Here is a 14,890-nt window from a genome sequence, read left to right on the forward strand (position 1 = left end):
GTCCTAAGATGGCGGTCCTTGGCACCGAACGCCGGGCCAGCAGACGAGATGGTGGAGGCTAGCCGCGCATGGGAGAGGTACCCGCGACCGAGAACCCTGTTCCAGTCCCTCCTCGCCGCCCACGTCACCGCACGGTCGACCGCATTGCGGACATCCTCGACATGACGGCTCGCGAGCCGCGGGGACTCTCGCTCACGGACATCGCCTTGCGTCTGGGTGCGCCGGTGAGCTCAGTCCAGTCATTGGTCAACGGCCTGACTGCTGCCGGATTCCTCTCCGAGGTCGATCGACGATTCACGCTCGGCCCGGCGCCGTACGTCCTGAACCTGACCGCGGGTCGCCAGCCCGTACGATCCGTGCGCCACGACGACCTGGAGATGCTCTCCAACATCACGGGTTGCCTGGTCGCCCTGGGCATCAGTGTTGGCGGGAAGGTGGTCTACATCGATCACTTCACTGTCGGCAACTCCAATACGACCTTCGTCGCCGAGACCCACCTGGGACGCCCTATGCTGCGCACCTGCATCGGTAGGGTCCTGCTCGCGTTCAGCGACAAACGAGACATGTACGCCTATCTCACCAATGCCGATGAGGCTGAGCGACCCTATGTCGAAGGGTTCATGAACGAGGTCGACATGATCCGGGAGACCGGGCTGGCGGTTAGCCGCGGCTACCTGCAGGCGGGGCTCACCGGCATCGCTGCTCCGATCAGGGAAGACGGCCGCGTCGTTGCCGCGGTGGGGCTGGTGGCCGCGACCGAGACGGTGAGGCACCGCATCGATGCTCTCGGCGAAGTGCTGCGGACGCACACGGCTGATTGGGCACAACGTCCCGTTTGAGCTACTCGCGTGACCGCGCGTTTTCACCCGCGCGCTCGTCATGCACGGGCCGGCGAGCTTACGTAGCGTGGAAACCCCGCCCCACGATCGAGGAGTAGCCCGTGGAGACCGCCCCGACCGATCGTCTCGACCCCCACGTGTTCGTCCTGTTCGGTGCCACTGGCGACCTCGCGGCCCGCAAGCTCTTCCCCGGCCTCTACACGCTGGCCGCCTCCGGCTGGATGCCCGAGGACTATCGCATCGTCGGCACGGGTCGCCATGCTCCCGAGCACGGTATCGAGCAGATCGTCCGCGACTCGCTGGACGAGTTCGGCGACGAGACCGACGACAGCACGTTGAGCGCTTTCATCGACCGGACTCGGTTCGTGGTGTCCGACGACGAGAACGGCGACGAGCTCGCCGAAGCCGTGCAGGAGGCCCGTGCGGACCTCGGCGACGACGCGAAGACGCTCGTCTACCTCTCCGTGCCTCCGTCGGCGATGCAGGGGCTCATCGGGATGCTCGGGCGCACGGGCATCGCCGAGCGCGCCCGTCTCATCGTCGAGAAGCCGTTCGGCTCGGACCTGGAGTCCTCGCGCGAGCTCGACGCCGCGCTGAAGCAGGTCGTCGACGAGGACCAGGTGTTCCGCATCGACCATTTCCTCGGCAAGGAGGCGGTGCAGAACATCCTCGCGCTGCGCTTCGCCAACGGTCTGCTCGAACCCGCCTGGAACCGCCATCACATCGCCTCGGTGCAGATCGACATTCCCGAGGATCTGCAGATGGAGGGCCGTGCGTCGTTCTACGAGTCGGTCGGCTGCTTGCGCGACATGGTCGTGACCCACCTGTGCCAGATCCTCGGCTTCATGGCGATGGAACCGCCCGTGCATCTGGACGCGCTCTCGTTACGCAACGAGAAGGCCAAGGTGTTCCAGGCCATGCAGCCGTTCGATCCCTCGCGCGTGGTCTACGGCCAGTACCGCGGGTACACCGACGAGGAGGGCGTCGACGCGGGATCGGACACCGAGACGTTCGTGGCGGTGGAGGCGTTCGTCGACAACGAACGCTGGGCCGGGGTGCCGTTCTACCTGCGGACGGGTAAGGCGATGGCCGAGAGTCGCCGCACCATCACGCTGACGTTCCACACCCCGCCGGGACGCAGATTCGGCGATCAGATCGACGAACCCGACCAGCTCGTGCTGGAACTGACCGACACCCCGCAGGTCGGCATCGAGATGTGGGCCAAGCGCCCCGGTCCCGAACTCGCCCTGTCACGTTCCTCGGTGATGATGGAGGTGCCGGCCGACGACGACGGATCGGACGCGCTCAAGGCGTACGAGCGTCTCCTGCTGGACGCGATGCGCGGCGACCAGACGCTCTTCACCCGCGCCGACGAGGTCGACCGGCTCTGGCAGATCGTCACACCGGTGCTCGCGGACCCGCCGTCTCCCGAGCAGTATGAGCCCGGCTCGTGGGGACCGCACGCAGCGCTCGAGTTGCCGCGGCCGTTCCGCTGGCACTTGGGGGGCGCTGATGCGTGAGGCAGTGGTCGGCGGGGAGGAGTTTCTTCCGATCGCCGATCACGGTCTCATCGGGGACCTGCGCACCGCCGCGCTCGTCGGCACGGACGGCACGGTCTCCTGGTTCTGTCCGGGCCGGTTCGACGCCCCCAGCGCGTTCGCCTCGCTGCTCGATCCCGACGCCGGACGGTGGACGATCGGGCCCGTGGGCGGCGCCGTGCGTACGCAGCAGTTCTACTTCCCGAACACCGCCATCTTGGCCACGCGTTTCCTCACCGAGGACGGCGTCGTCGAAGTGCACGACTTCATGCCGGTGCGACGGCCGCATGACGACGAGCATCGACAACGGCTCGTGCGCCGCGTGCAGGCCGTCCGCGGTTCGGCTCGGGTACGCACGACGATCGCCGCGCGGCCGGACTACGGGCTCAGCCGTCCTCGCGTCGAGACGACCGACGAAGGAGTGCTGGTCACCGGTGACGGTGTCCGGCTCGGGATCAGCGCGACGGTCGACGTCCGGGTCGACGGCGACGACGTGACCAGCGAGTTCCAGCTCGAGAGCGGTGAACGCGCCCTGTTCGTGCTGGAGGTGCTGGACGAGGACGACACCCCGCACGGCTGCGAGCAGGACACGTCGACCCTGTTCGACGTCACGTCGAAGTTCTGGCACGACTGGCTCTCCACCTCCACCTACCGGGGGCGGTGGCGCGAGAACGTCGAACGCTCGGCGATCACCCTCAAACTGCTGACGCACGAACCGAGCGGGGCCGTGATCGCGGCCCCGACGGCCAGCCTGCCCGAGGAGATCGGCGGCGTTCGCAACTGGGATTACCGCTTCGTCTGGATTCGGGACGCCGGCTTCACGTTGTACGCGCTGCTGCGGCTGGGGTTCATGGATGAGGCGGGCGCGTTCGTGGGCTGGTTGTCCGAGCGCCTCGCCGACGAGAAGAACGCCGACCACGACCTCGGTCCGCTGCGCGTCATGTACGACATCGACGGCGAGGTCCCCCTGCCTGAACGGGAGCTGGACCACCTCGGGGGCTACCGCGATTCGCGGCCCGTGCGGACGGGCAATGCCGCCGTCGAGCAGCTCCAGCTCGACATCTACGGCGAGATCATCGACTCCATCTACCTGTTCAACAAGTACGGCTCGGGGATCAGCCAGGAGGCGTGGGCCGGGCTGACGCGCGTCGTGGCGTGGCTGGAGGACCACTGGGACGACCCCGACGCCGGCATGTGGGAGATCCGTACCGAGAACCGCCATCACACGACGTCCTGGCTCATGTGCTGGGTGGCGGTGGAGCGGATGGTGCGGATGGCGCGGCAACGCGGTCTTCCCGGCGACCTCGTGGCCTGGACACGGCTACGAGACGAGATCCATACCCGGATCCTGCACGAAGGCTGGAGCGAGGAGATCGGCTCGTTCGTGCAATCGGCGGGCAGCAGAGCCGTCGACGCGGGCCTCTTGCTGATGCCCATGGTCAAGTTCATCTCGCCGGTCGACCCGATGTTCCTGTCGACCCTCGAGACGGTGGAGAAGCGGCTTGTCTCGGACACGCTGGTGTTCCGCTACGACGTCGACGAGGCGCCGGATGGGGTGCACGGTGAGGAGGGGACGTTCAGCCTCTGCTCGTTCTGGTACGTCGAGGCGCTGACGCGAGCCGGACGGCTCACCGAGGCCGAGGTCGCGCTCGAAAAGATGTTCACGTACGCCAACCACCTCGGGCTGTACGCCGAGCAGATCGGCCTGACCGGCGACCATCTGGGCAACTTCCCCCAGGCCTTCACGCACCTGTCCCTCATCAGCGCCGCGCTCAACCTCGATCGCGCGCTGGGATGACGAAAGCCCCCGAAGGAATCTCCGGGGGCTTTCGCGGGAAGCGAGCTCGACGCTCGATCAGCGCTGTGCCTCGCGTCGCAGCATCCTCACTGCGCCTCCTGCGACAAGGAGGACCAGCGCCGCGGCGAGCCAGACTCTGACGTCCCCCGCGCCCGCAGCCGGGAGGAGACCCGCTGCGGAGTGTTTGACCGGGTTCTCCGTGCAGAGGGAACTTTCGGGGTCACACGATGTGGGCAGCTCCTCCCCGTCGGGGAAAACGAAGTTCGCCAGCAGGTCATTGCCTCGATCTCCGTCGTCGCGCACCTGGACCGTGTACGTCACGGTGTAACTCTCGCCCGCGGGGACCGAACCATCCACCGTGAATCGGCCATCGGTCACGCGGCTGACGGTGAGATCACCTTCCTCGGGTGCCGGGGCGGCCACGATATCGGCATCGTCCAGAACGTCCGACAAGTCGTCCTGCCAACCCTCGACGGCCGCTGCGGAAGCACCGGAGTTGTGGAAGGTGACGGTGTACGTCAGTTCCTCACCCGGTGCGACGGACGTCCCCTTCTGCGGGTCGACGCTCTTGCTGACGTCCAGGTCACCGGCGGGGATCTCGACCCTGCCGCAGGGTTCGCCGGTCACAGGGTCGAGACCGTTTTCATCAGCGGGATCGCAGACCGGGGTTCGCGGGTCCTCGGGGTCGTCAGGCTCCCAGGCGACGTTGATCAGACGGTTGTCACCCTCCCCGGTGTGCGTCACGGCATACGTGAGGGTGACGGTAGCCCCGGCAGGCAGCGGTCCGCTCCAGCTGATGAGCGGTTCGTCGTACGTCGGCGCAGTACCGGTGTCGGCTGTGAGGCTATCCTCGTCCAGCGTCGCGTCGTCGAGGACTCCGCTGAGGTCGTCGCGGACCTCGGCGGGTGCGTCCTCCGTGTAGTCGCCTGGGCCGATATTGGTAGCGGTGACCGTGTACGTGACTGTCTGTCCCACCCGGGGAAGCTCGCTCGTGTCAGCGGACTTCGTCACCTGGAGGGCGGGCATCTCCGTCGCCGTCTCAGCGCAAGCCTCTTCGGGAACTTGTGCTTCCTCGGCGGGAATACAGGCCTGGTTGTTTACCGTGCGGTTGCCTCCGCGCTGGAGCGTGACCGAGTACGTGATCGTGGCCGTCTCCCCGGCTTGAAGGGGACCGGACCAACTGAGGGTGGTGCCCTCCACGAGCGGCGACGCGGACGAGGAGCCGGAGGAGAAGCTGACGGAGGCGTCGTCGTTGTAGACAGCGTCGTCGAGGACGTCTGAGAGATCGTCGGTCAAGGTCGCCGGTGCTTCCGCGGTGTAGTCAGTCTCTCCCACGTTCGTCACCTCGACGGTGTACGTGACCACATCCCCGGGCAGGCTGTTCGAGTCCGCGTCGGACGTCTTGGTGACGGTGAGGCAGTGGCCGCCCACGGTGATCTCACCAGTCCCGAGGGCGACGGGGTTGTATGTCCAGTCATCGATGGTCCGAGCATTGCCCCACGACGTGTACGAGAAGTCCCACCCGTGGACGCCAGCCGAGCTGTCGATGCCGTCAGTGCCGTCAACGACGGGTGTCGGATTGGTGGTGTTCTCTGGTCCCGCCTGCAGCTGCGTGTCGTCCCAGTAGATCGTCGAGTCCGGTGCACCGCTGCCGTTGAGACGAGTCATCGAGATTCCGCCGGAACGACCTTCGACATCGCTATTGAGGACGTGGATCTCACCGACCCGGTCGAAGAAGATCCGTGCACGCATAGCCGAGCAATCCGCGATCTCGTTACCTTCACCGTCGAGTCCGTCGAACTCGTAGCTGTATTCGCCGGAGCCGTCGGCCGCCAATCGAATTCTGCGGTCGGCCGCACCGTTGTACGAACCGTCTCCATCAGTGTCGATCTCCAGCCAGTAGGCCCCCACGAACCGATCCGAGAGCGTGTGCGTGAACGTCCCAGCGGCGCCGTTGGGCGAGGTCGGACTGAACGTGAGGTCGTCGACCGCGAGGTCAGTCTCGGTGAGTTCCGGTGGCAGCACGGCGAGGGGCCCGTCGGCGGACGGTGCAGAGGCGGGCAGATCTGAGCTGGGCTCGTCGAAGAAGATGCGGTACGTGCCGCAATCACCGGAGTTGGTGCTTCCTTGCACCGACCTGTACAACGCGTCACAGCCGCCCGGAGTGGCGACGTTGCCCACGGCGTCAGCCTCGATGATCGAGCCGATGCCGTTGTAGCCGTTCAGATTCGTGTCGTAGATGTAGCCGCTGTCGTTGACCAGCCAGTAACGAAGATCCGCGACAGCACTCTCGTCGATCTGATGAGTCACGTATCGATTGGCCCAGACTCGACCGGGGACGGCTGCGCCGCCGGCGCGAACAGAAATCTCCCACTCATACGCAGTAAGGCCGGTGCCCGTCGCCGCGACGACCTCGATCTTCCACGCGCCCACCGGGCCGGCGAGGCCTGTCGTCGCGCAGGCGTCGCCGGGCGCACTCCCGGTCGGGTGGCCGCACGTCCAGGCAATCGCCCCTGACGGATCTGTGACGCGGTACTCCACGTCTCGGCCCTCCCCAGTTTGGGCGTTGTGCGCGTAAATGAAGCTCACATCAAGGGTTTCCCCTTCGCCCGCGTACGCGTAGAACGTGTTCGAGTTGGCTTGGCTGAGCGCTGCGCCGTACGCGGGAGGCGTATGAGACTCTGCGCCAGCAGGAGCGGTAGTCGCGGCAATCGACATCACGCCGGCGACGAGCGCCAGTGGGATCAGTCTGGCAACAGCCCTACCTCTTGCGCGTGGACGCCTCAACGCCCCCCATGGTGTTCTCAAGGTCTGCTCCTTCATCGTTCGTCCGCATTGGACCTACACGGCCCATTGGTATCGGTGATATCGATCGGACCGAAAGGACGGCGAATCGAATTGATCAACGTCGTGATCCGCTGAGGGAGCCGGGGTAGTCAATTGACTATCTCGGTCAATCGACCGATAGGAATGCCTCGGTCCACTCCCTAATCTCGCTGTGGTGGGCGGGCGGAAAGCGCTCCCACCGAGAGGGCAGTCCGTTCCAACGGGGGTGAGGATGTCGGCACCGCGGCTCCGTGTCGCTGCTCAGGAGGACGTCTCAGTCAAGGCGAAACCTCGCGGCCGGGCGAGTGGCAATGCCGCGCGCGATCAGCTCTCCACGGCGGGAGAACGGGCATGGTCATACGCGCTCGACGGCGAACACGCCTTGGCGAGTCGATGGCTGCAACTCGGACGCACGGTGGCGGGCACCGGCACCGGCAGACGACCGGTTCCCGGCGCGCTACTGTCGAGCGCGCACCTGGCGCTCGACCGTCTCGACTGGTCTCCGTTCGACGAAGCCCTCGCCGACTTGGAGACCATCTCGATTCGCTCACGAGTGCATCGCGAGTTCATTCTCTATCTCAGAGCCAGAGCGGCGCTCGTCCGCGGCGAGCAGCAGCGCCTCCTTCGGCAGTTCAGCCGACGCCGCCAGTACGGGCGCAACAGCCGAAGCACGCCCGGATCTGTGCTGGCGCAGTATGCGGAGGCGGATCTCGCGTTGAGCTGCGGCGACATTCCGCGCGCACGGATGGCGATACCGCGGGGTGAGGCGACGACCTACCTGAGTGACCTGCTGATGGCCAGAGTGGCCCTGGCGGAGGGGCATCCCGAAAGCGCCATCCGGCGGCTCTCGGCTTCGAAGTGGTTGGAGCGCGCGCCCCGGCGGGGAAGGATCGATCTGCGCCTCGCACTGGCGTCCGCCCTCGACCGCGCCGGCGATAGCGTCGGCGGTACTCGCGTGGTCAGGGAGGCTCTCACGCAGACTGGCGCGCCGCAGCAGATCGCGTTCAGTCTTGCCACCACAGAACGCCCCACGATCGAGCGGGCGATCCAACAGGACCCGGCCGTATCTGCTGCATTGAGCTGGTTCGCCACGACGCTGTACGTGCCGCCTTTCACGACGGAGAGTGGTGCCCCTGTACCCCTCAGTCGGCGCGAATACACGGTGCTCAAACTCCTGGCCACCGGCATGACGGCGGCGGAGATCGCCGAGACACTCATCGTCTCCGTTCACACCGTGCGCAACCAGACGCAACGGATATACCGCAAACTCAACGTCTCGTCCCGCGATCAGGCAATCAGGGTCGCGTGGCGTCACGGACTGCTCCGCGTCGGCGAGGATGGCGGCTGAGCGTGCGAATGACGAGAGCCGGACTCAGGCGAGATCCGCATCGACGAGCCCGAGGGCAATCGCCGTCACCACTGCCTGCACGCGGTTGGCGACACCGAGCTTGGCGAGGATGCTCTCGACATGGGTGGCCACCGTGCGACGAGCGACGTACAGCTCGTCGGCGATCTCCTGGTTGGATCGCCCGCGGGCCAGGTGGTGAAGTACCTCGACCTCACGGTCCGTGAGACCAGCGCGCGCGGCTGCGTTGGCTGCTCTGACGACCCCCTCGAGCGCCACGGAAGCGTCGTAGAGCGCCCCGAGCTCCGCGGCGCTCAGATTCTCGGTATGGGAGACGTTGAGGTGGAAGGTCCCGATGATGCCCTCGGTGCCGTGAAAAGCGAAGGAGGAACCCTGGGTGTATCCGGCCTCCAGGAGAACCTCCCTCGCCGTGACCGTTTCCCGAAAGCTGGGAACGCTGTTCCAGTCCAGCACTTCGTCGCGGTGGTCGATGACCCATCGAAAGTCGGGGCTGGCAGGAATGAAGTAGTCCAGACCATGCTGGACGTGCTCCCTCGACATGCGATGCACGAGCAGAGGAACGTCGCGGTCGCTGTCGCGGACACGGTACGTCAGCAAGGCGGCGGTGAACGGCACGTCGTGGTGCAGGTTCAGCAGCGTTTCCAGCGCTTTGCCCCTCGGGCTTCCTGCCGCTGCAGGCGCCCGCGGATCGGGCTGACTGCTCATGGCGCTCAGCGTAATCCACAGCACCCGCCGAGTGAGGCGTTCAAGATGCGAGGGGAGCGAATCGGTGGTCGACTGGAGGTATCAGGGCTCCCAACGGAAGGACTGAGTACCCATGGGACTGGACGACAAGATGAAGAACGCGGCCGAGGACCTGAAGGGCAAGGTCAAGGAGGGCTCCGGAAAGGCCAGCGACGACGAGAAGATGGAAGCCGAAGGCAAGGGCGACCAGACCAAGTCGAGCGTCAAGCAGGCCGGTGAGAACGTGAAGGACGCCTTCAAGAACTGATCCACGAACGCGAACGGCGGCCACCGGATACGCTCCGGGTGGCCGCCGTTCGTCGTGCTACGAGGCGCTCAGGCCATCGGCTTGGGCGGGTCCGTGGGACTCGGCGCCGGCGGCGGCGTGTACGGCGGAACCTGCGCGTCGTCGGCCTTGGCCTTGAGGAAGGCCACGACCCCTCCGACGGCAGCGGCGAGAAGGCCGACGAACGCGACCTTCTTGACGCCCCCGAAGCGCTTCTTCTTGGTCTCGACGGGGAGGCGGTCGCTCACGTCGTCGGGCAGACGATCGATCAGCTGATCACGCATGGCCATGAGCTCGTCCCGGTCGGGAAGACGGTCCATCACCTCGCCACGCAGCTCGAGCAGTTCCTTCGTGTCCGGCAGATGTCCCGCCAGATCCTCGACTTGATCGCGCATGCCCTTCTTGCGCTTTCCCATCGCTCACTCCTTCGATTCGACGTGGACATCGTCTGGCTCTAGATCCTTCCGCAAACCACGCCAGCTCGCATGCCGAAGGATCCCCGAGCCCGTCCAGCCACCGTAGACGACCTCACCCACCAAACGGGGCGTCGTCCAGTGCGCATCGGCCCTCACCTCGCGCGGGACGTCGAGGAAGGGCGGTGTCTTACGCTCGAGCCGGCGCAGCTGGGCACCGAGCTCGCGGCGATGCGCGTCGGTGAAGCCGGTCCCGACACGTCCGACGTATCGAAGTCCGTCCTCGGTGGGAACGCCGAGCAGGAGCGAGCCGAATCCGGACGACGCTCCCGGACGCCATCCGCCGATGACGACCGACTGCATCTCCTGGTGCTTGATCTTGAGCCACGCGGTCGACCGCTTGCCCACCGCGTACGTGCTGTCGCGGCGTTTGGCCACGACGCCCTCCAGCTTCCAGCGCCGACTCGCCGCGACGGCCTCACGCAGCGAGCCCGTGAAGGCCGGCGGCGTGATGGCGGCGACCCCGTCGATGCCGAGTCCGTCCAGGGCACTGCGGCGCTGCTCGTAGGTGCGTCCGGTCAGGGATCGGCCCTCGTGCGCGAGCACGTCGAATGCCAGGAACGTGACCGGGACGCGCTCGCGAGCGGCGGCGATCTCTCGCTGCTTCTCCAGTCCCATGCGCTGCTGGAGCAGGCCGAAGCTCGGCACCGCCTGCTCGTTGAGCGCGACGATCTCGCCGTCCACCACGGTGCCCGCCGGAAGGTCCGCCAGCTCCTCGGCGACCTCCGGATACGTGGCGGTAGTGACGCGTCCGGACCGACTGTAGAGCCGGACGCCGTCGTCGGTCACCGCGGCGATGGTGCGGACGCCGTCCCATTTCATCTCGAACGCCCACTCGCCCTCGTCGCCCAGGGAGCGGGCGTCGGCGAGGGTGGCGAGCATCGGAGAGACTGCGCCGAGCTCCGCCGGTGGGTCGGCCCGTTGGTCCTTCATGAGGTGGATCAGCCAGTTCTCGCCGGTGCGGATGAGCGCGTACGTACGAGGTTCGCCCCCGAGCCCGCCGTCGTCCTGGCCACGCAACGTGGCGATGACCTCGTCGTCGCGCCACTTGCTGGCGGTGAACGTCCCCGTATCCCAGATCTCGACCGACCCGGCGCCGTACTGCCCTTTCGGAATCTCGCCGGCGAAGGAGGCGTACTCCATTGGATGATCCTCGGTCTGCACCGCGAGGTGGTTCTCTGTCGGTGAGGTGGGCACGCCCTTGGGCAACGCCCACGACACCAGCACGCCGTCGTGCTCGAGCCGGAAATCCCAGTGCAGCCGGCGCGCGTGGTGCTCCTGGATGACGAAGATCGGCTCCTCGCCCCCGCGTCCGGTGGGGCGGTCGGCCGGCACGGGCTCGGGAGTCACCGTGGCGTCACGCATCGACCGATAGCGCTCGAGACGGTCCGGACCCGAGCGCCCGAGCGCCGCCATCGGGTCGACGATCTCCTCCATGCGCTCGAGAACGGCCTCGAGTTCCAACTGCTCCAGGTCGCCGTCGAGTTCGTCCCACGAACGCGGCAGCGCCACCGTCGGGCGCGCGCGCCCGCGCAGCGAGTACGGACAGATCGTGGTCTTGTTCCGGTTGTTCTGACTCCAGTCGACCAGGACCTTCCCGTTCCGTTTGGCCTTGGCCATCGAGCTGACCACGAGGTCGGGCATCGACTCCTCGAGCGACACCGCGAGCTGCTTGGCGAACGCGTTCAGGTAGTCGGCGTCCCGCGTGCCGTCCATCGCGCAGTAGAGGTGCAGCCCCTTGCTCCCCGACGTCACGGGTACCGGATCGAGCCCGATGCCGGCGAGCAGGTCGCGGGCCTCATGGGCCACCGCGATGCACTCGGCCAGACCGGCGCCGGGCCCCGGGTCGAGGTCGAGGACCAGGCGGTCGGGGCCCTGCATCGTCCCGAGTTCGTCGACCCGCCACTGCGGCACGTGGAGTTCGAGCGCGGCGACCTGACCGGCCCAGGCGAGGTCGGCGGGACTGTGGAAGACCGGGTAGTCGTTGCGATGGGACGTGTGCTGCAAGGAGACGCGGCGGATCCACGACGGCGCCGAGTCGGGGAGGTTCTTCTCGAAGAACACCTCTCCGGGCTTCTGCTCGGTGCCCACTCCCTCGACCCAGCGCTTGCGCGTGACGGGCCGGTCGGCGAGGTGCGGAAGCATCACCGGGGCGATCTGCACGTAGTACGCGATGACGTCGGCCTTGGTCGTCCCGGTGGCGGGGTAGAGCACCTTGTCCGGGTTCGTCAGACGCAACAGGCGGCCGTCGATCGATACCGTCTGCGGCGACTGCGCCATACCCGGCCTTCCCGTTCGACTCGTCCTCTACTCTGGTGCCCCACCATATGACGCGGAGGGCCAGTGGACATTCCGGAGTTTTTCTCCCAGATGGCGGTCGACCTGTACACGCAGGACGGCACCGAGAAGACGGTCGAGCTCATCACGCAGTACGCGAAGTCCGCGATCGGCTGCGACGACGCCGGCCTGTTGCTGGTCCATGCCCGGTCCCGCGTCGAGACGGCTGCGGCGACCTCGTCGCGCGTCCGGGTGTCCCACGAGCTTCAACTGACGCATGACGAGGGGCCCTGCCTCGACGCACTGGAGGGCGGCGGCACGTACGTCTCCGACGACGTCGGCATCGACGAACGTTGGCCCGCGTGGGGACCTGCGGTCGCCGAGCTCGGCATCCGCAGCGTCGTCAGCGTACGTCTGGAGACCTCCGAACGACGCTACGGCTCGTTGAACCTCTACTCCGATCACGCCAAGGCGTTCAGCGACGACGACCTCGCCGTCGCGGAGATCTTCGCTCGTCATGCCTCCGTTGCGGTGGCCTCGGCGCAGAGCGAGGAGGGCCTGCGCATCGCGATCGACGCGCGCAAGCTCATCGGTCAGGCGCAGGGCATCCTCATGGAGCGGTTCGACATCGACGGCGACCGGGCCTTCGACGTCCTGCGGCGCTACTCGCAGCACCACAACCGCAAGCTGCGCGAGGTAGCCGAGTGGGTCGTCGCCTACCGGCGCACCCCGCTGACCGAGTTCCCCGCCGACCGCTGACCGCGATCAGCCGGACGCGCGCTTCTTGGGGCTGCTCGTCTTCTTCTTCGCCGCTCCGGACTTCTTCTTGCGGGCATCGACGCTCCGCTGCAGCGCTTCCATCAGGTCGACAACCTCGCCGCCCTCGTCCTCGTCCTCCTCGGTGACGCCGAACGTCTGCTCGGTATCGAGGGTGTCGCCCTGTTCGAGCTTGGCGTCGACGAGGGCGCGGAGCTGGACCTGGTAGTCGTCCTCGAACTCCGAGGTGTCGAGGTCGCCGGACAGCGACTCGACGAGCTGCCCGGCCATCTTCAGTTCCTTGTCGCTGATCTTCGTGTTCTTGTCGAGCACGTCGAACTCCGGTGCGCGCACCTCGTCGTCCCAGAGCAGCGTCTGCAGCACCATGGCCTTGTCCCGCACCCGCAGCGCCGCGAGCCGAGTCCGCTGGCGCAGGGCGAACTGCACGATCGCCACGCGGTCGGTCTCCTCGAGGGTGCGCCGCAGCAGCGTGTAGGGCTTGACCGCGCGCTCCTCCGGTTCCAGGTAGTAGCTGTTGTCGAGGCGCAGCGGGTCGATCTGGTCGGACGGGACGAACTCCACGACCTCGATCTCGCGACTCTTCTCGGCCGGCAGCGCGTCGATGTCGTCCTTGGTCAGCACGACGGTGTGCGTGCCGTCGTCGTACGCCTTGTCGATGTCCTTGTACGCGACGACCTTCTTGCACACCTCGCAACGGCGCTCATACCGGATGCGGCCGCCGTCTTCGTTGTGGACCTGGTGGAGCGACAGGTCGTGGCTGCTCGTGGCGGAGTACAACTTGACCGGCACGTTCACGAGACCGAAGCTGATGGCGCCCTTCCAGATCGCACGCATGGCTTCAGTATCGACGCCCGCGGCGCCGGGCGCCAGCGTTCACGGCGGGGTCAGGCGCTGGCGGCGAGCTCGGCCCGCTCGGGATCGAGCAGGCCGCGGCGCTCCGCCCACACGTCGAACACGATGGTGAACAGCGGCGGGATGGCGGCGAACAGTCCCCACAGCAGTACCGGCACCGACCAGTCGAAGATGCGCCACGCGACGAGCGTCACGAGGCAGTAGAGGACGAACAGACCGCCGTGGATCGGGCCGAAGATCTGCACGCCGAGCTCGGTGGTCTCGGGAACGTACTTGATGTACATCCCGACGAGCAGACCGGTCCAGGAGATCGCCTCGGCGATCGCGACGGTGCGGAAAAGGCGGCGGACGACCACGGGGTTCACGCCGCCGAGCCTATCGGGGCAGTTCAATCCGCCCGGTGGTGTTACCGCGGCGCAATATGTTTGTGGGAACAATGGGGGCATGGCATTCCACCTGCGCGTCGAGCTCCCGGACGTTCCCGGCTCACTCGGCGCCCTGGCGACCGCACTCGGTAGTGCGGGCGCCGACATCGAGGCCATCGAGATCGTCGAACATCGCCATGACGGCTTCGCGGTCGACGACGTGCTCCTCGAACTACCGCCCAGTGTCATGCCCGACGCGCTCATCACCGCCTGTCACGCTCTCGACGGCGTGCGCGTGCACTGGATCTCGCGGTACGCCGCCGGCGTGAACCTCAGCATGGATCTCGAGGCGGTCGAGGCGTTCACGTCCGAGCCCGCTAAGGCGCTCAAGCAGTTCATCGACTTCGTGCCGGCGACGTTCCGCACCGACTGGGCGATGGCGCTCATCCGCGACATGGGCCGCGCCCGGACCGTCTACGCCTCGGCCTCCGCCCCCGAGCTGGTGCCGGCCGCCGACGACTGGCTCGACCTCGACGCCGCCCGCCGGCTCGACGACGTGACCGAGTGGGACTCGATGGTGCTGGCCGGAGCCCCCGGGCGGTTGCGCCGGGGTCAGCGCTTCGTCGTGGTGGCGGGGCGGCACGGTGGCCCGGAGTTCCTCCAGTCCGAGGTCGCGCGCCTCGGCCACATGACCTCCCTCGCGGCCTCGGTCCAGGACAACGAGACCGTCGACTGGTGACGTCCATCGAACGCGACGGCTGAATCTCGCC

13 protein-coding genes are annotated in these 14,890 nt (G+C 67.0%); 7 read left to right on the forward strand and 6 right to left on the reverse strand.

Annotation, left to right across the window (positions count from 1 at the left end):
- Positions 1–68: 68 nt before the first annotated feature.
- The 3 genes from D9V41_RS01730 to D9V41_RS01740 all read left to right on the forward strand — a co-directional run bounded on the left by D9V41_RS01730 (position 69) and on the right by D9V41_RS01740 (position 4,175).
- Positions 69–839 (forward strand): IclR family transcriptional regulator, encoded by a 771-nt coding sequence (locus tag D9V41_RS01730; RefSeq protein ID WP_121792790.1) that lies wholly within the window; start codon positions 69–71, stop codon positions 837–839.
- A gap of 101 nt (positions 840–940) precedes the next feature.
- Complete coding sequence (zwf, locus tag D9V41_RS01735; RefSeq protein ID WP_121792791.1) at positions 941–2,359, forward strand: glucose-6-phosphate dehydrogenase; 1,419 nt, start codon at positions 941–943, stop codon at positions 2,357–2,359.
- On the forward strand, positions 2,352–4,175 hold the full coding sequence (locus D9V41_RS01740) for a glycoside hydrolase family 15 protein (RefSeq protein ID WP_121792792.1): 1,824 nt from the start codon (positions 2,352–2,354) through the stop codon (positions 4,173–4,175). The genes zwf and D9V41_RS01740 overlap by 8 nt, the downstream gene beginning before the upstream one ends.
- A gap of 57 nt (positions 4,176–4,232) precedes the next feature.
- Here the strand turns inward: D9V41_RS01740 and D9V41_RS01745 are convergent, their stop codons facing one another.
- Complete coding sequence (locus D9V41_RS01745; protein ID WP_166375864.1) at positions 4,233–6,764, reverse strand: DUF7927 domain-containing protein; 2,532 nt, start codon at positions 6,762–6,764, stop codon at positions 4,233–4,235.
- Between the two features lie 652 nt (positions 6,765–7,416).
- On the opposite strand from D9V41_RS01745, the gene D9V41_RS01750 reads away from it, so the two are divergent.
- On the forward strand, positions 7,417–8,349 hold the full coding sequence (locus D9V41_RS01750; RefSeq protein WP_166375865.1) for a helix-turn-helix transcriptional regulator: 933 nt from the start codon (positions 7,417–7,419) through the stop codon (positions 8,347–8,349).
- Positions 8,350–8,373: 24 nt separating this feature from the next.
- Here D9V41_RS01750 and D9V41_RS01755 read toward each other — a convergent pair whose 3' ends face one another.
- Positions 8,374–9,072: a helix-turn-helix transcriptional regulator gene (locus D9V41_RS01755; protein ID WP_121792795.1), complete on the reverse strand. Its 699-nt coding sequence runs from the start codon at positions 9,070–9,072 to the stop codon at positions 8,374–8,376.
- Positions 9,073–9,184: 112 nt separating this feature from the next.
- Here D9V41_RS01755 and D9V41_RS01760 point away from each other — a divergent pair, with 112 nt between their 5' ends.
- Positions 9,185–9,358, forward strand: a complete 174-nt coding sequence (locus tag D9V41_RS01760; RefSeq protein WP_121792796.1) for a CsbD family protein — start codon at positions 9,185–9,187, stop codon at positions 9,356–9,358.
- A 68-nt stretch (positions 9,359–9,426) separates the two neighbouring features.
- Here the strand turns inward: D9V41_RS01760 and D9V41_RS01765 are convergent, their stop codons facing one another.
- Together D9V41_RS01765 and D9V41_RS01770 are read right to left on the reverse strand one after the other, a co-directional pair.
- On the reverse strand, positions 9,427–9,792 hold the full coding sequence (locus tag D9V41_RS01765; RefSeq protein ID WP_121792797.1) for a hypothetical protein: 366 nt from the start codon (positions 9,790–9,792) through the stop codon (positions 9,427–9,429).
- A gap of 3 nt (positions 9,793–9,795) precedes the next feature.
- Entirely contained in the window at positions 9,796–12,129 is a 2,334-nt protein-coding gene (locus tag D9V41_RS01770; RefSeq protein ID WP_121792798.1) for an ATP-dependent DNA ligase, read from the reverse strand.
- Between the two features lie 63 nt (positions 12,130–12,192).
- Between D9V41_RS01770 and D9V41_RS01775 the strand changes: the two genes are divergently transcribed.
- Positions 12,193–12,885, forward strand: coding sequence for a GAF and ANTAR domain-containing protein (locus tag D9V41_RS01775; RefSeq protein WP_208006687.1), 693 nt, complete (start codon positions 12,193–12,195; stop codon positions 12,883–12,885).
- A gap of 6 nt (positions 12,886–12,891) precedes the next feature.
- Here D9V41_RS01775 and ku read toward each other — a convergent pair whose 3' ends face one another.
- A complete protein-coding gene (gene ku, locus D9V41_RS01780; protein WP_121792800.1) occupies positions 12,892–13,737 on the reverse strand; it encodes a non-homologous end joining protein Ku in 846 nt (281 codons plus the stop codon).
- A gap of 50 nt (positions 13,738–13,787) precedes the next feature.
- The gene (locus tag D9V41_RS01785; RefSeq protein WP_243697120.1) at positions 13,788–14,120 is read right to left on the reverse strand and encodes a DUF3817 domain-containing protein; all 333 of its coding nucleotides are present in this window, start codon (positions 14,118–14,120) and stop codon (positions 13,788–13,790) included.
- A 79-nt stretch (positions 14,121–14,199) separates the two neighbouring features.
- Here D9V41_RS01785 and D9V41_RS01790 point away from each other — a divergent pair, with 79 nt between their 5' ends.
- Positions 14,200–14,859, forward strand: a complete 660-nt coding sequence (locus D9V41_RS01790; RefSeq protein WP_121792802.1) for an ACT domain-containing protein — start codon at positions 14,200–14,202, stop codon at positions 14,857–14,859.
- Positions 14,860–14,890: the final 31 nt, after the last annotated feature.

Source organism: Aeromicrobium phragmitis, assembly GCF_003674095.1.
Taxonomy (GTDB): domain Bacteria; phylum Actinomycetota; class Actinomycetes; order Propionibacteriales; family Nocardioidaceae; genus Aeromicrobium; species Aeromicrobium phragmitis.

Bases quoted from the DNA above. Each gene is read 5' to 3' on its own strand.
- D9V41_RS01790 (WP_121792802.1), top strand. From the start codon at position 14,200: ATGGCATTCCACCTGCGCGTCGAGCTCCCGGACGTTCCCGGCTCACTC.
- D9V41_RS01730 (WP_121792790.1), top strand. From the start codon at position 69: ATGGGAGAGGTACCCGCGACCGAGAACCCTGTTCCAGTCCCTCCTCGC.
- D9V41_RS01760 (WP_121792796.1), top strand. From the start codon at position 9,185: ATGGGACTGGACGACAAGATGAAGAACGCGGCCGAGGACCTGAAGGGC.
- D9V41_RS01740 (WP_121792792.1), top strand. From the start codon at position 2,352: ATGCGTGAGGCAGTGGTCGGCGGGGAGGAGTTTCTTCCGATCGCCGAT.
- D9V41_RS01755 (WP_121792795.1), bottom strand. From the start codon at position 9,072: ATGAGCAGTCAGCCCGATCCGCGGGCGCCTGCAGCGGCAGGAAGCCCG.
- ku (WP_121792800.1), bottom strand. From the start codon at position 13,737: ATGCGTGCGATCTGGAAGGGCGCCATCAGCTTCGGTCTCGTGAACGTG.
- D9V41_RS01765 (WP_121792797.1), bottom strand. From the start codon at position 9,792: ATGGGAAAGCGCAAGAAGGGCATGCGCGATCAAGTCGAGGATCTGGCG.
- D9V41_RS01770 (WP_121792798.1), bottom strand. From the start codon at position 12,129: ATGGCGCAGTCGCCGCAGACGGTATCGATCGACGGCCGCCTGTTGCGT.